Below are 22,485 nucleotides of genomic sequence, written 5' to 3' on the forward strand. Positions count from 1 at the left end.
TGGCATTTTTGCCAGTTGCCAGCGCCAGTGTATTTACAAGCTGAAACGCCTGACCATCCCCCTCAGTTGCTGCCCAAGCTGATCCAAATCTCCACTTGAAGCCGCCGTCTGCTCACTGGCTGCACTGGTCTGATCGGACGCATCACGCACATTCAACACGCTGCGATTGATCTGTTCGGCCACCACGCTCTGCTGTTCGCTGGCCGTGGCGATCTGCTGGTTCATACCCTGGATGCTCGAGACCGTCCCGGTGATCTGGCTCAGCGCATCGCCTGCCTTGCGGCTCAATTCCACGCTTTGCTCGGTAAGGTTCTTGCTGCTGTCCAGCAAGCGCGTAACTTCGTCGGTGCCGTTGTGCAGGCTGTCGATCAGTTGACCGATTTCTTCCGTGGCGGTGGAGGTGCGTTGGGCCAGGCCGCGCACTTCGTCGGCTACCACCGCGAAGCCCCGCCCGGCTTCACCCGCCCGTGCCGCCTCGATCGCGGCGTTGAGCGCCAGCAGGTTGGTCTGTTCGGAGACAGACTTGATCACGTCCAGAATACTGCCGATGCGCTGACTCTCGCCGGCCAGGTGCTGCATGGCTGCCAGGCAATGGTCCATCTGCCCGGACAACTGTTCGATACGCCCAATGGCTTCGGTCACCACCTGATCGCCCACCTGCGCCTGCTGGTCGGCATTGGTGGCGGCCATCGATGCCTGCTCTGCATTTTGCGCCACCTCCTGGACCGTGGCGCTCATCTGGTTCATGGCAGTGGCAACCTGGTCGGTCTCCTCTCGCTGCTGGTTGATGCGCACCTTGGTGTCTTCGCTGCTGGAGGCCAATTGCGACGCGGCTTGCGAGAGTTGCCCGACACCGTGGTCGATGCCGCCGATCAGTTCGCGCAAGCTTATTGTCATTTCACGCATGCTGGCCTGCAGCTTGCCCATCTCGTCGCGGCGCTGCACCGGCTCGACCTGGCTCAGGTCCCCTTTGGCGATACGTGCGGCCACCTCCAGGGTCTGGCGCAGCGGTTGGGTGATCTGCAATGTGATCAGCCACCCGGCGACCACGCCGACCAACAGCGCCAGCAGTGCCACGGTGGTCAACAGCGAGCGGGCGGCCAGTGCTTCCCTGTCGCGCTGTTCGACCTTGCGCTTGCCAAGTTCCAGGCTCACCGAGCGTAACTCGTCGCCGCGGCGCTCCATGGTGTTCTGCAGCTGCTCGGCCTTGACGGCGACTTGGCGGTACTGATCCAAGGTGGCACGGTATCGGGCCAATTCGGTGCCTGGTTGCTCGATCACGGCGCGCGGCAGCCCGAGAGGCGCCAGGCCCTTGACCAGTTGAGCCAGGCTAGTGCCTGCGGCCTGCAAGGCGCTTTCACCGACCTTGGCGAAGTCTTCGACAGGGGCGAAGGTGTAGGCCGGTACCAGGCTCTGCTGGTTGGCGCTCTCCACATGCCGACTCAGGGTATCCATCATGCCCAGCACATTGGTCTGCTGCCCATCGGCAGGCATCTTCAACAGGGCCTGGGTTTCAAGTTCATCGATGGCCGTGCTGAGTTTCTGTTCCTGAACCAGCAGAGCCTGGCGCAAGGTGGCGCGGCTGGTGGCAGTGCGCTGCAACTCAGTGAAGTCATCGCGCAATTGCTGCAGCAAACCCAGCTTTTCGGTGAGCATCTGCCGTGATTCTTCGACATTGCTGCGCTGCTGAAGGGTAGTGAGCCTATCGCTCAGCTGTTCGAGTATGCGGCCGATCCGCGTCTTGCTCTGCTCATCGTCGAGCACACGGTACGTGATGCGCTCGGCGCGCAGGTCCTTGGTCAGGTCATTGATTTCGCCAATTTCACTCAATTGCTGCGAGCGAACGATGGCGCCGTCCAGGGCGCGCCAGCCACTGATCGTAGTGACCAGCGTGAGCAGCAGCACCACGGCGAAACCAAGGGCCAACTTGGCGGCGACGCTGATGTTGCCGAGCTTGCGGTTGAGGTAACCGAGCATGGGGATTCTCCGTGCAAGTGGAAGGAATGAAGAGCACGCGCAATACATGCAAGCCATCCCTGCCCATCGGCGGAGGACGTGTAGGACTTGACCTGAAATCCATGTAGGAAAATTCGGAGCGGTCAGTCAGATCTTTTTCGGTTACGCAGCTATAACGGCAATGCCCGGTACGCGCCTATTCAAGCCACCTGCGTGCGCATAAAGAGGCTGCGTGCGAGCCTCATTCTGAATGCGCCTATTGACCGGCATGGTCATTGACCGCGCCGAAAGAGCTGCCCGTCAAAGCTTGAAACGCCCCACCAACTCCTGCAAGTGAGTGCCCAGGCGGGCCAGCTCGACACTGGAGCTGGCAGTCTGCTCGCTGGCCGCCGAGGTCTGGTCTGAAATATCCCGTACGTTGATCACGCTGCGGTTGATCTCTTCGGCCACCGCCGTTTGCTCCTCGGCTGCCGTGGCGATCTGCTGGTTCATCGCCTGGATGGACGAGACCGTACGGGTGATGTTTTCCAGCGAGCTGCCTGCACGGCGGGTCAGTTCGACGGTGCTGTCGGTGAGTTGCCGGCTGCTGTCCATCACGCTCGCTGCGCGCTGGGTGCCGCTTTGCAGGCCGGCGATCAGTTCCTCGATCTCTTCGGTGGATTGCTGCGTGCGTTGCGCCAGGCTGCGCACCTCGTCAGCCACCACTGCAAACCCGCGTCCGGCCTCGCCTGCACGGGCCGCTTCGATCGCCGCGTTGAGCGCCAGCAGGTTGGTCTGCTGGGCCACCGACTTGATCACATCCAGCACGCTACCGATCTTGTCGCTTTCACCCTTGAGCTGGCTCATGGCTTCGCTGGAGTTGGCCACCTCGCTGGCCAGCCGCTCGATCTGCGCCACCGCTTCGCTGACCACACGATCGCCCTCACGGGCCTGCTGGTCGGCCATGACGGCTGCCTCCGAGGCCTGCTCGGCGTTACGTGCCACGTCGTGAACGGTCGCCGTCATCTGGTTCATCGCCGTGGCAACCTGGTCAGTCTCCACCTTCTGGTTGGTAACCCCTGCGCTGGTCTGCTCGGTCACTGCCGAGAGCTCTTCGGCAGCACTGGCAATCTGGGTTACGCCATCGCCTATGCCACCAATCAGGTCGCGCAGGCCTTGGGTCATGCGCTGCATGCTGGCCGGCAACTGGCCAAGCTCGTCTCGACGCCTCGAAGGCTCATGCAGGGTGAGATCGCCGCTGGCCACCCGTTCAGCCCCGCGCAGCGCCTCGCGCAGCGGCAGGATGATCTGGCGGGTAATCACCCAGGCTGCCAGCAGGCCCAGCAAGACGGCCAGGCCCGTGGCCAACCCCAGCAACGCCTTTGCCTGAGCGGCCGCCGTGTCACGTACCTGGGTCTGCGAGCTGGTCATGGCCTGGCTGGTCTGCATCAAGGTCACGCCTTGGTCGGCCATCTGCTGCAACGCCTGGGCGCTGGCGCTCTGCGCTTCGCCGAACTGCATCACGGCGTCGCGGTAGCCGCCCATGGCGGTACTGGCGTCGGTCAGGCCGGCGGCGAATTCAGCAGGCAGCTTGGCGGGCAGCCCTCGCAACTCGTCCAGCGCCTGGTCGATGGCCTTGAGTGCCGTTTGCTGATAGTCGGCGTTGCCGCTATAGGTGTAACCACGCACCTGGAAGCGCGCTTGCTGGAGCAGGCTGTTGACGGTGACGGCATATTGGTACTGGGTGATATCGCCCGCTTGAAGCAGGCGCTGCTGGACCCGGCCCACCAGTTCGACGGCCTTGTCCGCGCTGTCCCCCAACACGCCACGGCTGGCCTCGCGCCGCAAGTTCGACTGTTTGAGCTGCGCGAAGGCTTGCTGGTAGGCCGCTACCGCATCGCGCTGCTGTTCGAGGCGCTGATGATCGGCGGGTTCGTCGATCTGGCCAAGCATCAGCTGAACCTGACGGTCCAGGGTGCCAAGCGCCTTCTCCATCTCGCCGATCGAGGCTTCGTCGCGCTGGCGCTCATAATGCTGGCGGGCAATGCGCAGTTCCTGGGCGTATTGCTGGATGATCGAGATGTTGCCCAGCTTGTCACCCCTGGCCGTGATGCTGTTCATGCCGTGCCACCCGGTCAGGGTGATGATCAGTGTCAGCAGCAACACCAGGCCGAAGCCCAGCGCCAGTTTGCGGGTCACACTCACGTTGCCCAAAAGCTGGGTTAACCATCGATTCATAGAAACTCCCTGGCGGCTTGGCAGCACGATTTAGTTGTTGTTGCCAATGGCATCGGCCAGGGAAACGGAAACTTGATGGGTAAAAGCTGACCGGTTCGTCAGAATATACGTGAGAGCAAGGCCGTGACGGCCGTTTCCACCCGAAGGATGCGTGCACCGAGCTGCACCGGGGCCAAACCCGCTTTGCCCAGCAGATCCACCTCGTAGGGGATCCACCCGCCTTCCGGGCCAATGGCCAGGGTGACTGCCTGTTCTACCGCGCGAGGGCAGGCGGGATAGTCGCCTGGGTGACCGACCAGCCCAAGGGTGCCTTCGGCAATGGCAGGCAGACGGTCCTCGACGAAGGGTTTGAAGCGTTTTTCGATGATGACTTCCGGCAGCACCGTGTCACGTGCCTGTTCCAGACCCAGGATCAGGTTTTCACGGATGACGTCGGGCTGAAGGAAGGGGGTTTGCCAGAAGCTCTTTTCCACCTTGTAGCTGTTAAGCAGGATCAGGCGCGGCACCCCAAGGGTGGCGACGGTCTGGAACAGCCTGCGCAGCATCTTGGGCCGTGGCACCGCCAGCACCAGGGTCAACGGCAGCTTGGCCGGTGGTGCCTGATCGAAGCTGACGTGAAGCTCGGCCTCATGGCGCTCCAGGCGCTGCACCGTCGCCAGGCCCATCAGGCCGTTGATGCGGCCAACGCGCAACGTGTCACCGACGGCGACCCCGTGCACATCCTGCATATGGACGAAACGACGATCAGCCAATACAACCCGGTCAGCCGCGATGAAATCGGCCTCCTCCAGCAGCAGCAGGTTCACGGCTGCGTCGCGGGTGGTTGGTCTTGATGATCATCGGCAGGCTGTTCGTCGCTGCCACGCTTGCGAATCAGGCTGCCGCACAGCACGCCGACCTCGAACAGTAGCCACATGGGGACGGCCAACAGGGTCTGGGAGAAGATGTCCGGGGGCGTCAGCACCATGCCGACAACGAAGCAGCCAATGATCACGTAGGGGCGGATCTTCTTCAGGTACTTCACATCGACCACGCCGATCCAGACCAGCAGCACCACGGCCACCGGAATCTCGAAGGCTACGCCGAAGGCGAAGAACAACGTCATCACGAAGTCCAGGTAGCTGGCGATGTCGGTCATCATCGATACGCCTTCAGGCGTTGCGCTGGCGAAGAAGCCAAAGATCAACGGGAAGACCAGAAAGTAGGCAAAGGCCATGCCGGCATAGAACAGCACGATGCTCGACATCAGCAGGGGTATGGCGATGCGCTTTTCATGACGGTACAGGCCTGGTGCGATGAAGCCCCAGATCTGCTGCAGGATGAAGGGGATCGCCAGGAACAGCGAAACAATCATGGTCAGCTTGAACGGCGTCAGGAAGGGCGAGGCCACGTCAGTGGCGATCATGGTCGCATTGGCGGGCAGATGATCACGCAGCGGCGCCGAGACCAGGGTGTAGATCTGCTGGGCGAAGGAAAACAACCCGGCAAAGATCAGGAAGATGACGGCAACGCAACGCAGCAGGCGGGTGCGCAGTTCGGTCAGGTGCGAAACCAGCGGCATGGGCTGGTCGTGTTCCGGGTTCTCGCTCATGGGGCTCGCGGCGGCTCGGGCGCTACAGGGGTAGGGTGCGCAGTGGCTGGGGCGGTTACATCGGTTTCAGCTGGCGTGGTTGGCAGGCCAGTGGGGGGCTGTACGGTGGCCGTGGTCACCGGAGGCTGGGCAGGCGGCGCATTGGGGTTGAGGATGCGCTTGGCCTGCTCTTCCATGTGCATGATGTGCTCGTTGTGCAGCTGGCGGCGGATGTCATCGGCGCCGATTTCGCGTTCGACTTCCATCTTGATGCTGTTGAAGCTGCGTTTGAGCCGGCCGATCCACAAGCCCGCCGTGCGGGCGGCGCCCGGCAAGCGCTCGGGGCCGAGCACCAGCAGGGCGACGAGGCCGACGAGCAGCAGCTCGCTGAAACTGATGCCGAACATAAGTCAGTCTTTCCGCTGCGGCTCTTGGACCGGTTGGGCCTGGCCTTCGATGGTATGGCCCTGGCTGGCCTGGGCAGTGGTCTGCACCGGTTGCACAGGGGGTACGGGCTGGGCCGGAGGAGGGGTAGGTTCAGCCGGCTTGGTTTCTTCTTCGTTCATGGCCTTGCGAAAGCCCTTGATCGATTCGCCCAGGTCGCTGCCGAGGTTCTTCAGCTTCTTGGTGCCGAACACCAGCACCACCACGACCAGCAGGACGATCCAGTGTTTCCAGTCAAAGATACCCATTACGTACTCCCGAAAATTGTGTGAAGGTCACCGGGCGTCAGCCCTGAACATACATCAGGCCGAAGGCTGGCGGGCGGCTTTTTCGTCATGGCCCGACAACCCGAAGCGCCGGTCGAGCTCGTCGAGCACGGCTTGCGGGTGCTGACCCAGGGCGCTGAGCATCACCAGGCTGTGAAACCACAGGTCGGCCGTTTCATAGATGACGTCGCTGCAGTCCTTGCTGAGCGCAGCATCCTTGGCGGCAATGATGGTTTCAACCGACTCTTCGCCGAGCTTTTCCAGAATCTTGTTGAGGCCCTTGTGGTACAGGCTGGCCACATAGGAGCTGTCCGGCGCCGCCTGTTTGCGTTCTTCGAGCACGGCGGCCAGCCGGTTGAGGGTGTCGCTCATGTCAGTGTCCTGCGTCGTAGATGGCGTGCGGGTCTTTCAGGACCGGGTCGACGGTGGCCCACTGGCCGTCTGCGTAGACGCGATAGAAGCAGCTTTCCCGGCCGGTATGGCAAGCGATGTGGCCCACCTGCTCGACCATGAGGATGATCACGTCGGCGTCGCAGTCCAGGCGCATTTCGTGAAGTTTTTGCACATGGCCCGACTCCTCGCCCTTGCGCCACAGTTTGCCACGCGAGCGCGACCAGTAGATGGCGCGTTGCTCGGCAGCGGTCAACGCCAGTGCCTCACGGTTCATCCACGCCATCATCAGCACGCGTCCGGTCTTGTGGTCCTGGGCGATGGCCGGCACAAGGCCATCGCTGTTCCACTTGATCTCGTCCAGCCAGTCTTTCATCGTCGACTCCAAAACGGGCCCGTCTGCGTCGCGGGCCTTTTGCGCTAGTGTGCCAGCCACGGGCGCGGCTGGCTATTGGCGCACGATCAGGTAAAGGCCTGCGGCCAGCATCAACCAGGCCGGCCACGCCGTGGCGGCCGCCAGGCTACCGGCCTGCAGGGCGACACCGCCCAGGATCACACCCCCGCCCAGCAAGCCGGCACCGAGCAGTCGCAGGGCCCAATGGTCGCCATTTCGGCGCTCTGGCATCTTGGGGTCGTGCAGGTGCGGTTGCGACAGTCGTTCGAGCAAGTCCCGGGTCATGTTGGCCAGGTGCGGCAACTGCTCAGCCTGGCTGTGCAGGTTGCCCAGCAAGGCCTTGGGGCTCATGCGCTGGCGCATCCAGCGCTCAAGATAAGGCTTGGCCGTGCTCCACAGGTCCAGCTCAGGGTACAGCTGACGCCCCAGGCCTTCGATGTTGAGCAGGGTCTTCTGCAGCAGCACCAGTTGAGGTTGCACTTCCATGTTGAAGCGGCGCGCGGTCTGGAACAGGCGCATCAGCACCTGGCCGAAGGAAATATCCTTGAGGGGTTTTTCGAAGATCGGCTCGCACACGGTGCGGATGGCCGCTTCGAACTCATTGACCTTGGTGTTGGCCGGTACCCAGCCCGAGTCGATGTGCAGCTGGGCGACGCGGCGATAGTCGCGCTTGAAGAAGGCAATCAGGTTGCGCGCGAGGTAATCCTGGTCTTCATCGGTGAGGCTGCCGACGATGCCGCAGTCGATGGCGATGTACTTGGGGCTCCACGGCTTGACCGTGCTCACGAAGATGTTGCCCGGGTGCATGTCGGCATGGAAGAAGCTGTCACGAAACACCTGCATGAAGAACACTTCGACGCCGCGCTCGGCCAGCATCTTCATGTCGGTGCGCTGATCGGCGAGGGTGGCCATGTCGGTCACCGGCACGCCGTAGATACGCTCCATCACCAGCACTTTGGGCCGGCACCAGTCCCAATAGACCTGGGGCACGTACATGAGCTCGGAATCCTCGAAATTGCGCCGCAGCTGGCTGGCGTTGGCCGCCTCGCGAAGCAGGTCGAGTTCGTCGTAGATGGTTTTCTCGTAATCGCCGACAACCTCCACCGGGTGCAGGCGACGTGCATCGGCAGAAAGGCGCTCGGCACCCTTGGCGATCAGGAACAGCCAGGCAATGTCGGCAGCGATGATTGGCTTGAGCCCCGGCCGTACCACCTTGACCACCACTTCTTCACCGCTTTTCAGGCGCGCGGCGTGCACTTGCGCCACCGATGCGGACGCCAGGGGCTCCACGTCGAAGCGGCTGAACACCTCACCCACCTTGGCCCCAAGCTGGGCTTCGATCAGCGCCACGGCTTTTTGCGGGTCGAACGGCGGTACGCGGTCTTGGAGCAGCATCAGCTCGTCGGCAATGTCAGTGGGCAGCAAGTCGCGCCGGGTAGACAACAGCTGGCCGAACTTGATGAAGATAGGCCCTAGGTCCTGCAGCGCCATGCGCAACCGCGCGCCGCGGCTCAGTTCCGAGGCGCGACGCGGTAGCCAGCGCCACGGCAACAGCAGCCGCAGGCTCATCAACCACCAGGGCAGAGGGTAGTCGAACAGCAAGTCATCGAGCCGGTAGCGGATGACGACGCGCTGGATGCGGAAAAGGCGGCGGAAGGCGAGCAGCTTCATGCGTTATCGCTGGAATCAAGGGATCGGGAAAGGCGCAGGATGCGCGCCTCGAGGCGTTCTGTATCGACCTTCATGGCATCGAGTTCGCTGAAGGCGGCCTCGGCTTCGCGTTTGCCTACCAGCGTACGCGATTCTTCCGCCAGATACTCGGACAGGCTCTGGCTCAGGCGTGCCAGGCCTTGACGGGTCCACCGGGTGCGCAGGCGGATGTGCCCTGCGATCAGGGCCGTGGGCACAGGGCCCAGCCACTTCTGCAGCTCATGCTCCCAGTCCAGCTCCAGGTCCTGGAGAATACCGAACAGATCGAGCAAGGCCGCGGTATCGCCGTGCAACGCCACATGGGGGCTGTGCAGGACTGCCGTCTTGTCTCGCGACAACGCCAGGTGCGCCAGGCTTGCCGCCGGCGCGCTCAACCGGCAGTCGACTTCGCCTTCCCAGGCACTGGCCAGCATCAGGCCCTGCTCGTCAGGCAGGATGAAGACCTGCATGGCCGGTTGGCGGCAGTCGATCTCGATGACCTTGCCTTCCAGCGCTGCTAGCCTTGGCAATGCCGTGCTGTCCATGCGCAGGACGCGGTTCAGGCCATGTTCGGCGCTGGCGAGCAGACCGGCCATGAGCATCAGGGCTTGATCCCCCGGTGCACGGCCACGATGCCGCTGGTCATGTTGTGGTAGGTCACCCGGTCGAACCCGGCTTGCACCATCATGGCCTTGAGGGTTTCCTGGTCAGGGTGCATGCGGATCGATTCGGCCAGGTAGCGGTAGCTCTCGGAATCGTTGGTGATCAGCTTGCCGGCCAGGGGCATGAAGGCGAATGAGTAGGCGTCGTAGGCCTTGGACATCAGCTTGTTGGTCGGCTTGGAGAACTCCAGCACCAGCAGGCGGCCACCCGGCTTGAGCACGCGCAGCATGGAGCGAATGGCATCTTCCTTGTGGGTGACGTTGCGCAGGCCGAAGGCGATGGTCACGCAGTCGAAATGGTTGTCCGGAAACGGCAGCTTTTCAGCGTCGGCCTGGACGAACTCGATGTTGCCGGCCACCCCACGGTCCAGTAGGCGGTCGCGGCCGACCTTGAGCATGGACTCGTTGATGTCGGCCAGCACCACGTGCCCGGTCGGGCCCACCAGGCGCGAGAACTTGGCTGCCAGGTCGCCCGTGCCGCCGGCGATGTCCAGCACACGGTTGCCGCTGCGAACGCCCGACAGCTCGATGGTGAAGCGCTTCCACAGGCGGTGCATGCCGCCGGACAGCACGTCGTTCATCAGGTCGTATTTGGCCGCCACCGAGTGGAACACTTCGGCAACCTTGCGCGCCTTCTGGCTTTCAGGCACGTCCTGGTAGCCAAAATGGGTCGTGGGTTCGGCGTGGTCGCCTTTGCGCTGGTCGTTCATATCGCTTCACCGAAATTAATTGACGCCATTCTAGGGCGAACGAGCGGATTTGTCTTGGCGGGGTGTGCCGCCAGGCGGGGGCGGGCATAATGCCGATTATGTCTACATGTTCAGGAACACCCGCATGACCCAGATCAGCGTCGAACGCAAACACACCCTCGGGCGCGACGCCGCCCGTTCCAAGGCCCAAGCGCTGGTGGACCGCCTCAGCCGCGAGTATGACCTCAAGGCCTCGTGGGATGGCGACCGCGTCGATGTGGCACGCAGCGGCGCGAACGGCAGCGTGCACATCGGCCAGGACAGCATCCGTGTCGATCTCAAGCTCGGCATGATGATGTCGATGATGAGCGGCACCATCAAGGGCGAAATCGAGCGGGCGCTGGACAAGGCACTTGCCTGAATCTGGACACCGGCCGTTCGGCCCGGTTCGGCCGGTGATCGCGAATGGGGCGTTTCAGGTTGGCTCGGCCAGAAACTTCATGATGACCGGCGCGATGGCGTGTGGCCGGGTGATCAGAAACAGATGACCATCATCGATGATGTGCAATTGCGCATTGGGGATACGCCAGGCCAGCAGACGCATGTTCACCAGCGGAATCAACGGATCGTCATCCCCGGCAAGCACCAGGGTGGGCTGGCGGAGTTTGTGCAGCCAATGGATGCTGGTCCAGCCAAGTGCCGCGAACAGTTGCCAGTAATAACCCAGCTTGCCAGCCGAGCGTGCCGTGGCCGCGTGCTTTAGCGCCAGGTGCGGATCCCGGCGAAACCCGCCGCCATACACCAGCGGCGCGATGCGCATGACATGGGAGGGGTCTACGTACCGGCGGGGGCTGGCCATGCTCCACAACACCTTGGGCTTGCCAGGTACCATGACCGCGCCTGCGGCCGTGGCAGCCAGGATGAGTTTTCGGCAGCGCTGCGGGTAGTCATGGGCGAATTGCTGAGCCAGCCCGCCTCCCCACGACACGCCGATGACGTTGACCTGGCCGTAATTTAGCGTGTCGAGCAGCCGAGCGGCGAGCCGGGCCAGTCCTGAAAACCGATAAGGCCGCTGCGGCGTGGATGAACCGCCCACACCTGGGGCGTCGAAGGCGATGACCTGCAAGTCGGGGTCCAGTGCTTCGATGAACGGAAATATCAGCTCGAAGTTGGCCCCGATGCCGTTGAAGATCAGCAAGGGCGCCAAGGTCGACTGACCTGGACGCACGACGGTACGGATGGACAGGCCATCGAGCTCGACCGTTTTGAACACGTAAGGTGACGGCATGCGCATGGCTCCTGGAGCTGGTAAACGCCTTGGCACCGCGCAGGTGGCCACGGCGCAGGGGTTCAACGCTGGTGCACGTAGCTGCCTGGCGCAGCTTCGGCTGCAGGATGGCTGCGGCACCCCAAGTGGCTCGGTGCCTCGATCAATGCCCCGGCTCGGTCGGCCAGCCAGCCCTGCCAGTGCAGCCACCATGAATCGACGTGCCTGACGGCGCCCTGTTGCCAGGCAAGCGGATCGTCATGCTGGCCATCCCCAGCCTGAAAGCGCGCCTTCGGATTGCCGGGCGGATTGATGATGCTCTGGATGTGCCCGCTGTTGGACAGCACGAACTCGACCTTGCCGCCGAACAGTCGCGCCGAGCGATAGCAGGCCTGCCAAGGCGTAATATGGTCGGCATTGCCCGCCACGCTGAAGAGGTCGCACTTGACCTGCTTGAGGTCGATGGCGGTACCGCAGACGGTGAGGCCACCGGGACGGGTGAGCGGATTGCGCCTGTACATCTCGATCAGGTCGGCATGGAATGCGGCGGGCAGGCGCGTGGTGTCGTTGTTCCAGTACAGGATGTCGAACGCTGGCGGCTCATTGCCGAGCAGGTAATTGTTGACCCAGTAGTTCCAGATCAGGTCATTGGGACGCATCCAGGCAAACAGCCGGGCCAGGTCGCTGCCCTCGAGTACCCCCGCCTGCTGGGATTGACGCTTGGCCGCATCCAGCGCCTGGTCGTCGACGAACAATGCCAGCGCATTGTCGAGCGTGGCGTCCAGCACGCTGACCAGCAGGGTCAAGGCATTGACCTTGGTTTCATTACGCGCCGCTAGATGACCCAGCAACGCGGTGCAGGTAATCCCTCCTGAGCATGCACCGAGCATGTTCAGGGTCGCACTGCCGGTGATGCTCAGCACGGCGTCCACCGCCTCGCCAAGTGCCTGCACATAGGTAGACAAGTCCCAGTCACGCTGCGCCCTGGTCGGGTTGCGCCAACTGACCATGAAGGTTTGTTGCCGGGCGTCCAGACAGAAGCGCATCAGGCTTTTTTCCGGGCACAGATCAAAGATGTAGAACTTGTTGATCTGCGGTGGCACCACCAGCAGTGGCCGCTCATGCACCTGCTCGGTGAGGGGGCTGTACTGGATCAATTCCATCACCTCGTTACGGTACACGACCGCGCCGCTACTGCTGCCCAGGTCCTTGCCCACTTCGAAAGCATCCATGTTCACCTGGCGGGGCATGCCGCCGTTGTGGACCACGTCCCTGGCCAGGTTCGACAGACCATCGAGCATGCTTTTGCCGCCGGTCTCGAAGAAACGCTTGAGCGCGGCAGGATTGGACAGGTTATTGGTAGGCGCCAGCGCTTCGGTCATGAGCTGGATGACGAACTGCCCGCGGCTGATGTCCTCAGGGGGCAGGTCACTGCTGCTGATCCAGGCCTGCAGTTCATTACGCCATGCCAGGTAGCTTTGCAGGTAACGTCGGTAAAGCGGGTTCTGTGACCAGGTCGGGTCGTTGAAGCGGCGATCATCGCTGGCAGGGGCAAGGCTCGATTTGCCCAGCATCACGTTTTTCAGTTCGAGCCCGAAGGCAAGCGCGTGCTTGGCACTGTGCAGGGGCTGACGCACAGCCTGGCGCAGCACGGTCTGGGCCGTGCCCAACAGGTCCTTACGTCGAACGCCGACCATCGGGTTCAGGCCCGTGGCGCGTTGCGGGCTCTGCTGCTGATCTTCATTGTTGTTGTTACTCATCCGCGACGCTCCGTTGTCTGAGACGAGTACCGGCTGGCGTGGGTGCACCGACGTGTCCCCGATACCGCTACTCGGGTAATCCGTGACCGCGTCCTGCAGTGCTACGGACGATCAGGCGCCTGCAGCGCCATGCTGGTAAATGGCCACTTCTACTGGTTACCCGAGTTTCAGGCGCGAAGCAACCTGGCGCTGTCGTAAGCTCCTTATCATTGTCAGTTGGTCCGGCATGTCGGACGAGAGCGCGTGCGAGGGGAGCGGCTAAAGCATCAGCTTGACCACGGACTCCGAAGGGTCACGGGTCTTGCCGGCCTTGTGCAGCGCCTCGAGGTATTCAGCCCACAAGGCATCCTGCCGCAGGCACAGCTGCTCCAGGTATTCCCAGGTGAACAGGCCGCTGTCATGGCCATCGTCGAAGGTAAGTTTCAGGGCGTATTGACCCGCCGGCTCCAGTCCGACGAGGCCGACGTTGACCTTGCCAAACTGCAAAATGGGGTTGCCGTGCCCCTGGACTTCGGCGGAGGCGGAGTGCACGCGCAGGAATTCGGCGGGCAGGTGGTAGACCTCATCGGGCCCGTAGGTAAGGCGCAGGGTCTTGGAGGCTTTGTGCAGGTTGATGGCGGTAGGCATGCGAGCCATGGGCGTGATCTCTGTTTGAGTTACACACCGCACGCTACCCGCTGCAAGAAGCGCTCGCCAGCTTCTTGAGCAAAAAAACTGTGTCGCCAGGCTGCAAGCGCCGCACGGGCTCGCTTGCAGCCTGGCGCAGGCCCGTTACAGGATGTAGCGGGACAGGTCTTCGTTCTGGGCCAACTCGCCCAGGTGGCTGTTCACGTAAGCTGCGTCGATCTGGATCGGCGCTTCGTCATGGGCACTGGCCAGGTCGCCAGCGCTGAACGACACCTCTTCGAGCAGGCGTTCGAGCAACGTGTGCAGGCGACGGGCACCGATGTTCTCGGTTTTCTCGTTGACCTGGTAGGCGATCTCGGCCAAACGCTTGATGCCATCCTCGACGAACTCGATGTTAAGCCCTTCGGTCTTGAGCAGTGCCTGGTACTGTTCGGTCAGCGAGGCATGCGGCTCGCGCAGGATGCGCTGGAAATCTTCCGGCGTCAGGGCCTTGAGCTCCACGCGGATCGGCAGGCGACCTTGCAGTTCAGGCACCAGGTCGCTCGGCTTGCTCAAGTGGAACGCGCCGGAGGCGATGAACAGGATGTGGTCGGTCTTGACCATGCCCAGCTTGGTATTGACCGTGCAGCCTTCGATCAGCGGCAGCAGATCGCGCTGTACACCCTCACGGGAGACATCGGCACCGCCGACATTGCCGCGTTTGGCGACCTTGTCGATCTCGTCGATGAACACGATGCCGTGCTGCTCGACCGCTTCCAGCGCCTTGGCCTTGAGCTCTTCTTCATTGACCAGGCGACCAGCCTCCTCGTCGCGCACCATTTTCAGCGCTTCGCGAACCTTCAGCTTGCGCGACTTGCGCTTGCCCTTGCCCATGTTGGCGAACAGGCTCTGCAACTGATTGGTCATTTCTTCCATGCCAGGAGGCGCGGCGATTTCGACGCCCACGGCATCGGCCACCTCGATTTCGATTTCCTTATCGTCCAGCTGGCCTTCGCGCAGGCGCTTGCGGAACAGCTGGCGGGTGTTGGAATCGGAACTGGTCTGGGCGGCTTCCTCGCTGAAGCTGCTGACCCGTGCCGGTGGCAGCAGGGCATCGAGGATGCGCTCTTCGGCGGCATCTTCGGCGCGGTGGCGCACGCGGATGATTTCCTGCTCACGCAGCATCTTCAAGGCCGCGTCGGCCAGGTCGCGGATGATGGATTCCACATCGCGGCCCACATAGCCCACTTCAGTGAACTTGGTGGCTTCGACCTTGAGGAACGGGGCATTGGCCAGCTTGGCCAGGCGCCGGGCGATCTCGGTCTTGCCCACGCCGGTGGGGCCGATCATCAGGATGTTCTTGGGCGTCACTTCGGCGCGCAGCTCGGCGGGGAGCTGCATGCGCCGCCAGCGGTTGCGCAAGGCGATGGCCACGGCGCGCTTGGCGTCGTCTTGGCCAATGATGTGGCGGTTGAGTTCGTGGACGATCTCGCGGGGGGTCATGGACATGATCAATAGGGTCCTGATACGAATGATTCAGCGTGGAAAAGCCCCGTCACCGGGACGGGGCGCCAGAGCAGCTGATCACTCGGCCAGATCCTGCTCCTCGATGGTCAGGTTGTGGTTGGTGAACACGCAGATGTCACCGGCGATGTTCAGCGCGGTCTCGGCGATTTCACGGGCCGAGAGGTCGGTCTTGTTCAGCAGTGCACGGGCTGCGGCCTGGGCGTAGGCGCCGCCGGAACCCATGGCGATCAGGCCGTCTTCAGGCTCGACCACGTCACCGTTGCCGGTGATGATCAGCGACGCATCCTTGTTGGCCACGGCCAGCATGGCTTCGAGGCGGCTGAGGGAACGGTCGGTACGCCATTCCTTGGCCAGTTCCACGGCCGCGCGAATCAGGTGGCCCTGGTGTTTCTCCAGTTGGCCTTCGAAGCGTTCGAACAGGGTGAAGGCATCGGCAGTGGCGCCGGCAAAGCCCGCGATGACCTGACCGTGGTACAGGCGACGCACTTTCTTGGCGTTGCCTTTCATCACGGTGTTGCCGAGGGATACCTGGCCGTCGCCGCCCATGACGACTTTGCCATTGCGGCGGACTGAAACGATGGTGGTCAAGGGAGAGTCTCCACGCAGCGGGGCGAAAATGCCTGTTGCAAACTCATATGGGGGTGCAAGGCGGGATTTCAACCGTGGGGGATGAACGGTTCGAGGGGGGCGGGGCTCGGGATCAGTGGCAGGGGGTGCCCAGGTTCTGGGGAAGCACCCCGAGGGGGAACGCAGCAGCCCAGGGATTTTGGCTCGCAGCGCGTATCGTTGGGGCCGCTGTGCGGCCCATCGCGGCACAAGACCGCTCCTACACCGGAATCAGTTAGCCTCACAAATACGCTGCAAGGCGATTGCTCCCCTCAGGTGCACCACCCTCCCTGTAGGAGCGGCCTCGTGCCGCGATGGGCCGCGCAGCGGCCCCAACGATACGCGCTGCGAAGCTGAAACCCTAAACCGCCGCGCAACCCTTTGACCGGCCCACCAGGCTCAAGCCTCGTGACAGATACGCCCATCGACCAACGTATAGCGCACGGCACCCGGCAGGCAGTGCCCGATGAACGGGCAGTTGTCGCCACGGGAGTACCAATGCTCACCGGCCACGGTCGAGGCCTGTGGATCGAACACCACCAAGTCAGCCGCAGCGCCAACCTTCAGCTGGCCAGCCGGCAGCCGCATGGCATCAGCGGGACCACAGGTCAGGCGCGCCAGCAAGGTCGGCAGGTCGAGCAAGCCATCCTGCACCAACGTCATGGCCAACGGCAGCAACACGTCCACGCTGCTGATACCCGGCTCTGTGGCGCCGAAGGGGGCCAGCTTGGCATCGCGTTCATGAGGCTGGTGATGGCTGGAGATCGCCTGGATCACGCCGGTTTTCACCGCCTCGCGCAGGCCATCGCGATCGGCAGCGCTACGCAGTGGCGGTTGCACGTGGTACAGGCTGGAAAATTCACGCAGCGATTCGTCGGTCAGGATCAACTGGTACAACGCGACATCGGCAGTGACCGGCAAACCAAGGCTTTGCGCCTGGGCAATCAGCCGCGCGCCACGGGCGCTGGTGATCTGGGTGAAGTGGGCGCGGACGCCGGTCTGCTCCACTAGCAGCAGGTTGCGCGCCAACGCCACGGTTTCAGCAGTTTCGGGAATGCCGGGCAAACCCAGGAAGCTGGCCATGGCACCTTCATGGGCAAGGCCGCCTTGGGCCAGGTCGCGGTCCTGGGAGTGGAACACCACCGTCAGGTCGAACGTGGCGGCGTATTCCAGCGCACGGGCCAAGGTGCGGTTGTTGGGGATTTCCTTCAGGCCATTGCCGAACGCGACGCAGCCGGTGTCACGCAGGCCCACCAGTTCGGCCAACTGTTCCCCCTCCAGGCCCTTGGTCAGCGCGCCGATCGGGTAAACCTTGCTGTTGCCCGCCTCGCGGGCGCGGTCCAGGATCAGCTCGGCCACCGCCGAGGTGTCCAGGGCCGGGCGGGTCTGCGGCGGGCAGCACAGGCTGGTCACGCCACCGGCCACGGCCGCGCGGGTCTCGCTGGCGATGGTGCCTTTGCGGCTATAGCCGGGCTCGCGCAGCGACACGCCCAGGTCCACCAGGCCAGGGGCGACGACCAGGCCATCGGCCTGAAGGGTGCGGTTGGCGGTAAAGCCAACGGGCGCGGCGCCCATGGCGGCAATGCGGCCGCCCTCCAGGTGCAGGTCGGTGACCTGGTCAAGGCCGCTTTGAGGGTCGATGACCCGGGCGCCAAGAATGCTGATGCTCACTGGGCGATCTCCTGGTCGAGTTGACGTTGTACGTTTTGCCCGCTCATGGCCATGGACAGCACGGCCATGCGCACGGCGATCCCGTAGGTGACCTGGTTCAGGATCACCGAATGCTTGCCATCGGCCACGGCAGATTCGATTTCCACTCCACGGTTGATCGGACCGGGGTGCATGACGATGGCGTCCGGCTTGGCCCCTGCCAGGCGGGCAGTGGTCAGGCCGAACAGGCGGTAGAACTCGCCTTCGCTGGGCAGCAGGCCACCGGCCATGCGCTCGCGCTGCAGACGCAGCATGATCACCACGTCGACGTCCTTGAGGCCTTCGGCCAGGTCGGTGTACACCTTCACGCCATACTGCTCGATGCCGATCGGGATCAGGGTTTTCGGGCCGATCACGCGAATGTCCGGGCAGCCCAGCGCCTTGAGCGCGAGCATGTCCGAACGTGCCACGCGCGAATGAAGGATATCGCCGACGATGGCAACCGAGAGGTTCTCGAAGCCGCCCTTGTGCCGGCGAATGGTGAGCATGTCGAGCATGCCCTGGGTCGGGTGCGCATGGCGGCCGTCACCGCCGTTGATCACGGCCACCTCCGGGCACACGTGCTCGGCAATGAAGTGCGCCGCGCCCGAATCCGAGTGGCGCACCACGAACATATCGGCGGCCATGGCTTCAAGGTTGCGCAGGGTATCGAACAGCGTCTCGCCTTTGCTGGTCGAGGAGGTCGACACATTCAGGCTGATCACGTCGGCGGACAGGCGCTGGGCGGCCAGCTCGAACGTGGTCCGGGTGCGGGTGGAGTTCTCGAAGAAGACGTTGCACACCGTCTTGCCACGCAGCAGCGGCACTTTCTTCACGGCGCGGGCGCCGACTTCCAGGAAGGAATCGGCAGTGTCGAGGATTTCGGTCAGCAGTTCGCGGGGCAAACCGTCAAGCGAAAGGAAATGGCGCAGCTGGCCCTGATCATTGAGCTGCAGCGGGCGCTTGGCGTCGATTGGCGTCATCGCGGGGGACTCTTAAAGGGCGGTAGCGGGGGCGAGGTCCTGGCGCTCGAGGGCGAGCGGTGCGGGTCCGGTCAATTTTACCCGTTCATGGGCCGCCAGTGACAAGGTGGCGCCGAGCACATTCGGGCGGATGGGCAGCTCGCCTGCATCCAGGTCCAGCAGGCAGACCAGGGTGACGCTGGCCGGACGGCCGTAGTCGAACAGTTCGTTGAGGGCGGCGCGAATGGTGCGACCGCTCATCAGCACGTCGTCCACCAGCACCAGGTGCTGGCCTTCGATCTCAAATGGCAGCTCCGAGGGGCGCACCTGCGGGTGCAGGCCATTCTGGCTGAAGTCGTCTCGATAGAACGACACGTCAAGCGTACCCATGGCACTGGTGTCGTCCATGGCCTGTTGCAATGCCTGGGCCACCCACACGCCTCCGGTGCGAATGCCGATGTAGCGTGGCTCGACGATGGCACGGCGGGCCAGATGGGCGCGAAGGTCGACAGCCATCTGCCGGATCAGCGCGGCAGGATCAGGTAGGCTCATTGCAGGTTCCTCGGAAGGGTGCGCCGGATGCATCCGGTCGCGAAGATGATCAGGTATTGGCCTCCAGCCAGCCTTGCAGCAGCAGGGCGGCGGCGATGGCGTCGACCGGGTTGTCCCGGTACGTGCCGCGCTGGCCGCCACGGGCCATGCGCTCGCCCTTGGCCTCGAACGTGGTCAGGCGTTCGTCATGGGTATGCACCGGCAGGTTGAAGCGCCCATTGAGGCGGCGGGCGAATTTTTCGGCCCGGGCGCTCATTTCGCTGGGGGTGCCGTCCATGTTCAGCGGCAGGCCGACGACGATGGCGTCAGGCTTCCATTCAGCGATCAGGCGCTCGACCTGGGCCCAGTCCGGCACGCCATTCTGGGCGCGCAACGTACAGAGTTCACGGGCCTGGCCGGTGACCGCCTGGCCGACGGCCACGCCGATCTGCTTGGTGCCATAGTCGAAACCCAGCAGCAGCCGGGGTGCGGCAAGCGCGTCGGCCATCAGGCGTGGCCCGCCTGGCTGGTCAGCAGATGCAGGTTGATGCCAAGGCTCGCGGCCGCCGCTTCCAGGCGCAGCTCGCTGGTCATGGCAAACAGGATATCCGGGTCGAACGCACAGTTGAGCCAGGCGTTATCGGCCAGCTCGGCTTCGAGCTGGCCCGCTTCCCAGCCGGCATAACCCAAGGTGATCAGGCTCTTTTCCGGGCCCACGCCCTCGGCGATGGCGAACAGCACGTCCTGGGACGTGGAAAGCGAGAGGCCCTGCAGTTCCACCGTGGCCTGGTAGCTGCACTCGCTGGTATGCAGCACGAAGCCGCGGTCGGTCTGCACCGGGCCGCCTTGGTAGATAGGCACCTGCAGCGTGCTGGCCGGCGGGGTTTCGTCCGGGCGCAGTTGCTCGAGGATGTCGGCCAGGTTCAGTTCCTGCGGCTTGTTCACCACAAGCCCCATCGCGCCATGAGCATTGTGCTCGACGATGTACGTGAGGGTCTGGGCGAAGTTCGGGTCGGCCATGTGCGGCATGGCGATCAGGAACTGGTGCTTGAGGTAGCTCGGCGTGAGGTTCTTCATGGGGGATAGTGTGGCGCCACCCGGCCACCGCTGCAAGCGTGCCGGCTCAGTTGCTGGACAACCGATCACCCCTGGCGAAGCGCCAGGTACGGATGATTTCCAGCCGGTCGTACTCGGCCAGATCACCGGTGAACGGCGCGAACGGTGCGGCCAGGCGCACGATGCGCTGGGCAGCCTGGTCCAGCACGGGCTGGCCGGACGATTCAAGCACCAGCACTTCGTAGAGTGACCCGTCGCGGTTGATCGAGACCATCATGCGCAGGTTGCCGTAGATCTGCTGCCGGCGTGCCTCGTCCGGATAATTCAGGTTACCCACGCGTTCGACTTTCTTGCGCCATTCCTCTTTGTACCAGGCGCCCTTGTCGCGCATGGTCGAGGCCGCATTCAGGCGATGGATACGCGGGCGCTTGGCATATTGCTGCTGCTCATTGGCAAGCTCTGCCTCAAGGCTGGCGATCTGGCTGGACAGCTGCGAGCTGTCGAACTCGCGCACGGGCGTGCTCGGCTTGGGCTGGGGCTTGCTTTCCCGTGGCTTGGGCTCGACCTTCTGCGCCTTCGGAGCCTTGGTCGCGACCGCCGACTTCTGCGGGGGCGGCGGTACCTCGGGCCTGGCGGCAGGTGGCGGGGTGATCTTGTTGATCTTGGTGTCCTGGAAAGGCGCAAGCTCGGTGGTCTTGGGCACGGCCTTCTTGTCCAGGGTGCCGCTGCCTTGCTGGTTGTCTTGCGCCTGGAAGTCGGCCTTTTCCGGCGGCTTTTCGCTTTTGAACGTGGCCAGGGTGATGTCCGTGGTGCGGCTGATCTGCGCCGGCTTGACCACGGTAAAGCCCACCCCGAGGATCAACGCCAGGTGCACCAGCGCCGCCAGAAACAGCGTGAAGCCCAGCCTGTCCACCGGGCGAACGCGGGGCGGCAACAGGTCGGCGGGGATGTCAGCGGGCAGCGTCATCAGGTATCCAGGGGCATCGTCGAGCTACAAACGGCACGCAACAGGCAGCAGAGGCACGGGGCGGGCGTACCGGTCTTGCAGCCTGTCGTTTGCGGGTGAGCATGATACCCCACGCCAGTCCGTTACCGAATGTCCGTGGTCAACGCGTCTTGAGCTGGCGATCAATGGCATCCATCAGCTGGCCGCCGATGTCGGTGCCGTAGGCGGCGTCGATTTCGCGGATGCAGGTGGGGCTGGTCACGTTGATTTCGGTGAGGTAGTCGCCAATCACGTCCAGACCGACGAACAGCAGGCCCTTCTGGCGCAATGTCGGGCCTACCTGCGCCGCGATCCAGCGGTCGCGCTCGCTCAGGGGGCGTGCTTCGCCACGACCGCCGGCTGCCAGGTTGCCACGGGTTTCGCCGCTGGCCGGAATACGGGCCAGGCAGTAGTCGATCGGCTCGCCGTCGATCATCAGGATACGCTTGTCGCCGTCCTTGATCGCCGGCAGGTAGGCCTGGGCCATGATCTGCTGAGTACCCAGCAGGGTCAGGGTTTCGAGGATCACCGACAGGTTCGGGTCGCCCGCCCGGTGACGGAAGATCGACGTGCCGCCCATGCCATCCAGGGGCTTGAGGATCACATCGCCATGCTCGGCGGCAAACGCGCGGATGATGTCCGGGCGACGGCTGACCAGGGTGGGTGGCGTACATTGCGGGAACAGCGTGGCGAACAGCTTTTCGTTGCAGTCACGCAGGCTCTGAGGGCGGTTGACCACCAGCACGCCTTCGCTTTCGGCTTGTTCGAGCAGGTAGGTGCTGTAGACGAATTCCAGGTCGAAGGGTGGGTCCTTGCGCATCAGGATCACGTCCAGTTCGGCCAGGGCGCTGTCCTGCTCCTCGCCCAGCTCGTACCAGCGGGCCGGGTCTGCGTGCACCGTCAACGGGCGCATGCGCGCACGTGCCTTGCCTTGACCTTGATACAGGTCGCGCTGCTCCATGTAGAACAGGCTCCAGCCGCGTGCCTGGGCAGCCAGCAACATGGCCAGCGAACTGTCCTTCTTGTAGGAGATGGACGCGATAGGGTCCATGACAATGCCGAGGCGAACGCTCATGGGGTGGTTCCTCTTGGCGGCGTGGCCGCGATGGATCGAAAGAAAAGTGGCTCAGGGTGGCGCCGCCAACGCCGCCGGTCAAGGGGCGCGGCAGATGGAATGGCTACCCGGACTGTGCTAAAAATGCAGCTTCAAGCCTTCGGC

Annotated in this window: 24 protein-coding genes and 2 pseudogenes; 1 reads left to right on the forward strand and 25 read right to left on the reverse strand. The window is 63.5% G+C overall.

Annotated elements, in window-relative coordinates; all coding sequences use genetic code 11:
* Window positions 1-33: 33 nt before the first annotated feature.
* The 13 genes and pseudogenes from B2J77_RS21780 to ubiE all read right to left on the reverse strand — a co-directional run bounded on the left by B2J77_RS21780 (window position 34) and on the right by ubiE (window position 10,298).
* Entirely contained in the window at window positions 34-927 is an 894-nt protein-coding gene (locus B2J77_RS21780; protein WP_392527337.1) for a methyl-accepting chemotaxis protein, read from the reverse strand.
* Between the two features lie 9 nt (window positions 928-936).
* Window positions 937-2,034 (reverse strand): annotated as a pseudogene (locus tag B2J77_RS21785) (methyl-accepting chemotaxis protein); the annotation flags it as partial.
* 222 nt (window positions 2,035-2,256) lie between these two features.
* On the reverse strand, window positions 2,257-3,129 hold the full coding sequence (locus B2J77_RS21790; RefSeq protein WP_416231920.1) for a methyl-accepting chemotaxis protein: 873 nt from the start codon (window positions 3,127-3,129) through the stop codon (window positions 2,257-2,259).
* Window positions 3,112-4,173, reverse strand: a pseudogene (locus B2J77_RS21795) (methyl-accepting chemotaxis protein); the annotation flags it as partial. The gene B2J77_RS21790 and the pseudogene B2J77_RS21795, both read right to left, overlap by 18 nt.
* Window positions 4,174-4,271: 98 nt before the next feature.
* Window positions 4,272-4,979, reverse strand: coding sequence for a 16S rRNA (uracil(1498)-N(3))-methyltransferase (locus B2J77_RS01700; protein WP_078477865.1), 708 nt, complete (start codon window positions 4,977-4,979; stop codon window positions 4,272-4,274).
* Complete coding sequence (gene tatC / locus B2J77_RS01705) at window positions 4,976-5,764, reverse strand: twin-arginine translocase subunit TatC (protein WP_058604281.1); 789 nt, start codon at window positions 5,762-5,764, stop codon at window positions 4,976-4,978. Before tatC ends, B2J77_RS01700 begins: the two co-directional genes overlap by 4 nt.
* The gene (tatB, locus tag B2J77_RS01710; protein WP_058639872.1) at window positions 5,761-6,150 is read right to left on the reverse strand and encodes a Sec-independent protein translocase protein TatB; all 390 of its coding nucleotides are present in this window, start codon (window positions 6,148-6,150) and stop codon (window positions 5,761-5,763) included. Before tatB ends, tatC begins: the two co-directional genes overlap by 4 nt.
* 3 nt (window positions 6,151-6,153) lie before the next feature.
* Entirely contained in the window at window positions 6,154-6,435 is a 282-nt protein-coding gene (locus B2J77_RS01715; protein ID WP_023533071.1) for a twin-arginine translocase TatA/TatE family subunit, read from the reverse strand.
* 54 nt (window positions 6,436-6,489) lie between these two features.
* The gene (locus B2J77_RS01720; RefSeq protein WP_023532983.1) at window positions 6,490-6,825 is read right to left on the reverse strand and encodes a phosphoribosyl-ATP diphosphatase; all 336 of its coding nucleotides are present in this window, start codon (window positions 6,823-6,825) and stop codon (window positions 6,490-6,492) included.
* Between the two features lies 1 nt (window position 6,826).
* A complete protein-coding gene (gene hisI / locus B2J77_RS01725) occupies window positions 6,827-7,219 on the reverse strand; it encodes a phosphoribosyl-AMP cyclohydrolase (RefSeq protein WP_058639873.1) in 393 nt (130 codons plus the stop codon).
* Between the two features lie 72 nt (window positions 7,220-7,291).
* On the reverse strand, window positions 7,292-8,908 hold the full coding sequence (gene ubiB / locus B2J77_RS01730) for a ubiquinone biosynthesis regulatory protein kinase UbiB (protein WP_058639874.1): 1,617 nt from the start codon (window positions 8,906-8,908) through the stop codon (window positions 7,292-7,294).
* Window positions 8,905-9,528 carry a ubiquinone biosynthesis accessory factor UbiJ gene (locus B2J77_RS01735; protein WP_078477866.1) on the reverse strand — a complete coding sequence of 208 codons (624 nt, stop codon included), beginning with the start codon at window positions 9,526-9,528 and terminating at the stop codon, window positions 8,905-8,907. The genes ubiB and B2J77_RS01735 overlap by 4 nt, the downstream gene beginning before the upstream one ends.
* A complete protein-coding gene (ubiE, locus tag B2J77_RS01740) occupies window positions 9,528-10,298 on the reverse strand; it encodes a bifunctional demethylmenaquinone methyltransferase/2-methoxy-6-polyprenyl-1,4-benzoquinol methylase UbiE (protein WP_058604286.1) in 771 nt (256 codons plus the stop codon). Before ubiE ends, B2J77_RS01735 begins: the two co-directional genes overlap by 1 nt.
* A gap of 124 nt (window positions 10,299-10,422) precedes the next feature.
* Between ubiE and B2J77_RS01745 the strand changes: the two genes are divergently transcribed.
* Window positions 10,423-10,698, forward strand: coding sequence for a polyhydroxyalkanoic acid system family protein (locus B2J77_RS01745; RefSeq protein WP_058639876.1), 276 nt, complete (start codon window positions 10,423-10,425; stop codon window positions 10,696-10,698).
* 54 nt (window positions 10,699-10,752) lie between these two features.
* Here B2J77_RS01745 and phaZ read toward each other — a convergent pair whose 3' ends face one another.
* From phaZ to gshB, 12 genes are all read right to left on the reverse strand, one after another.
* Window positions 10,753-11,565, reverse strand: coding sequence for a poly(3-hydroxyalkanoate) depolymerase (gene phaZ / locus B2J77_RS01750; RefSeq protein ID WP_058604287.1), 813 nt, complete (start codon window positions 11,563-11,565; stop codon window positions 10,753-10,755).
* Between the two features lie 62 nt (window positions 11,566-11,627).
* On the reverse strand, window positions 11,628-13,304 hold the full coding sequence (gene phaC, locus B2J77_RS01755; RefSeq protein ID WP_078477867.1) for a class II poly(R)-hydroxyalkanoic acid synthase: 1,677 nt from the start codon (window positions 13,302-13,304) through the stop codon (window positions 11,628-11,630).
* 258 nt (window positions 13,305-13,562) lie between these two features.
* A complete protein-coding gene (locus tag B2J77_RS01760; protein ID WP_078477868.1) occupies window positions 13,563-13,940 on the reverse strand; it encodes a gamma-butyrobetaine hydroxylase-like domain-containing protein in 378 nt (125 codons plus the stop codon).
* A 135-nt stretch (window positions 13,941-14,075) separates the two neighbouring features.
* Window positions 14,076-15,419 carry an ATP-dependent protease ATPase subunit HslU gene (gene hslU / locus B2J77_RS01765; RefSeq protein ID WP_058604290.1) on the reverse strand — a complete coding sequence of 448 codons (1,344 nt, stop codon included), beginning with the start codon at window positions 15,417-15,419 and terminating at the stop codon, window positions 14,076-14,078.
* 75 nt (window positions 15,420-15,494) lie between these two features.
* Window positions 15,495-16,025: an ATP-dependent protease subunit HslV gene (gene hslV / locus B2J77_RS01770; protein ID WP_023533032.1), complete on the reverse strand. Its 531-nt coding sequence runs from the start codon at window positions 16,023-16,025 to the stop codon at window positions 15,495-15,497.
* A gap of 417 nt (window positions 16,026-16,442) precedes the next feature.
* Window positions 16,443-17,714 (reverse strand): dihydroorotase, encoded by a 1,272-nt coding sequence (locus B2J77_RS01775; protein ID WP_058638867.1) that lies wholly within the window; start codon window positions 17,712-17,714, stop codon window positions 16,443-16,445.
* On the reverse strand, window positions 17,711-18,715 hold the full coding sequence (locus B2J77_RS01780) for an aspartate carbamoyltransferase catalytic subunit (protein WP_058604064.1): 1,005 nt from the start codon (window positions 18,713-18,715) through the stop codon (window positions 17,711-17,713). Before B2J77_RS01780 ends, B2J77_RS01775 begins: the two co-directional genes overlap by 4 nt.
* A 12-nt stretch (window positions 18,716-18,727) precedes the next feature.
* Window positions 18,728-19,246, reverse strand: a complete 519-nt coding sequence (pyrR, locus tag B2J77_RS01785; RefSeq protein WP_078477869.1) for a bifunctional pyr operon transcriptional regulator/uracil phosphoribosyltransferase PyrR — start codon at window positions 19,244-19,246, stop codon at window positions 18,728-18,730.
* A 49-nt stretch (window positions 19,247-19,295) separates the two neighbouring features.
* Window positions 19,296-19,733: a Holliday junction resolvase RuvX gene (gene ruvX, locus B2J77_RS01790; RefSeq protein WP_058604062.1), complete on the reverse strand. Its 438-nt coding sequence runs from the start codon at window positions 19,731-19,733 to the stop codon at window positions 19,296-19,298.
* Window positions 19,733-20,302, reverse strand: a complete 570-nt coding sequence (locus B2J77_RS01795) for a YqgE/AlgH family protein (protein ID WP_023532990.1) — start codon at window positions 20,300-20,302, stop codon at window positions 19,733-19,735. Before B2J77_RS01795 ends, ruvX begins: the two co-directional genes overlap by 1 nt.
* A gap of 46 nt (window positions 20,303-20,348) precedes the next feature.
* A complete protein-coding gene (locus B2J77_RS01800) occupies window positions 20,349-21,248 on the reverse strand; it encodes an energy transducer TonB (RefSeq protein WP_078477870.1) in 900 nt (299 codons plus the stop codon).
* A gap of 139 nt (window positions 21,249-21,387) precedes the next feature.
* Complete coding sequence (gene gshB / locus B2J77_RS01805; RefSeq protein ID WP_058638871.1) at window positions 21,388-22,341, reverse strand: glutathione synthase; 954 nt, start codon at window positions 22,339-22,341, stop codon at window positions 21,388-21,390.
* Window positions 22,342-22,485: the final 144 nt, after the last annotated feature.

The sequence above is a fragment of the Pseudomonas parafulva genome, assembly GCF_002021815.1.
Classification (GTDB): Bacteria; Pseudomonadota; Gammaproteobacteria; order Pseudomonadales; family Pseudomonadaceae; genus Aquipseudomonas; species Aquipseudomonas parafulva_B.

Excerpts from the sequence above, each read along its gene's own strand:
- B2J77_RS21780 (WP_392527337.1), bottom strand. The coding sequence starts at position 927 with ATGGGCAAGCTGCAGGCCAGCATGCGTGAAATGACAATAAGCTTGCGC.
- B2J77_RS21790 (WP_416231920.1), bottom strand. The coding sequence starts at position 3,129 with ATGCAGCGCATGACCCAAGGCCTGCGCGACCTGATTGGTGGCATAGGC.
- tatC (WP_058604281.1), bottom strand. The coding sequence starts at position 5,764 with ATGAGCGAGAACCCGGAACACGACCAGCCCATGCCGCTGGTTTCGCAC.
- tatB (WP_058639872.1), bottom strand. The coding sequence starts at position 6,150 with ATGTTCGGCATCAGTTTCAGCGAGCTGCTGCTCGTCGGCCTCGTCGCC.
- B2J77_RS01715 (WP_023533071.1), bottom strand. The coding sequence starts at position 6,435 with ATGGGTATCTTTGACTGGAAACACTGGATCGTCCTGCTGGTCGTGGTG.
- B2J77_RS01720 (WP_023532983.1), bottom strand. The coding sequence starts at position 6,825 with ATGAGCGACACCCTCAACCGGCTGGCCGCCGTGCTCGAAGAACGCAAA.
- hisI (WP_058639873.1), bottom strand. The coding sequence starts at position 7,219 with ATGAAAGACTGGCTGGACGAGATCAAGTGGAACAGCGATGGCCTTGTG.
- ubiB (WP_058639874.1), bottom strand. The coding sequence starts at position 8,908 with ATGAAGCTGCTCGCCTTCCGCCGCCTTTTCCGCATCCAGCGCGTCGTC.
- B2J77_RS01735 (WP_078477866.1), bottom strand. The coding sequence starts at position 9,528 with ATGCTCATGGCCGGTCTGCTCGCCAGCGCCGAACATGGCCTGAACCGC.
- ubiE (WP_058604286.1), bottom strand. The coding sequence starts at position 10,298 with ATGAACGACCAGCGCAAAGGCGACCACGCCGAACCCACGACCCATTTT.
- B2J77_RS01745 (WP_058639876.1), top strand. The coding sequence starts at position 10,423 with ATGACCCAGATCAGCGTCGAACGCAAACACACCCTCGGGCGCGACGCC.
- phaZ (WP_058604287.1), bottom strand. The coding sequence starts at position 11,565 with ATGCCGTCACCTTACGTGTTCAAAACGGTCGAGCTCGATGGCCTGTCC.
- phaC (WP_078477867.1), bottom strand. The coding sequence starts at position 13,304 with ATGAGTAACAACAACAATGAAGATCAGCAGCAGAGCCCGCAACGCGCC.
- B2J77_RS01760 (WP_078477868.1), bottom strand. The coding sequence starts at position 13,940 with ATGGCTCGCATGCCTACCGCCATCAACCTGCACAAAGCCTCCAAGACC.
- hslU (WP_058604290.1), bottom strand. The coding sequence starts at position 15,419 with ATGTCCATGACCCCCCGCGAGATCGTCCACGAACTCAACCGCCACATC.
- B2J77_RS01780 (WP_058604064.1), bottom strand. The coding sequence starts at position 18,715 with ATGACGCCAATCGACGCCAAGCGCCCGCTGCAGCTCAATGATCAGGGC.
- pyrR (WP_078477869.1), bottom strand. The coding sequence starts at position 19,246 with ATGAGCCTACCTGATCCTGCCGCGCTGATCCGGCAGATGGCTGTCGAC.
- ruvX (WP_058604062.1), bottom strand. The coding sequence starts at position 19,733 with ATGGCCGACGCGCTTGCCGCACCCCGGCTGCTGCTGGGTTTCGACTAT.
- B2J77_RS01795 (WP_023532990.1), bottom strand. The coding sequence starts at position 20,302 with ATGAAGAACCTCACGCCGAGCTACCTCAAGCACCAGTTCCTGATCGCC.
- B2J77_RS01800 (WP_078477870.1), bottom strand. The coding sequence starts at position 21,248 with ATGACGCTGCCCGCTGACATCCCCGCCGACCTGTTGCCGCCCCGCGTT.
- gshB (WP_058638871.1), bottom strand. The coding sequence starts at position 22,341 with ATGAGCGTTCGCCTCGGCATTGTCATGGACCCTATCGCGTCCATCTCC.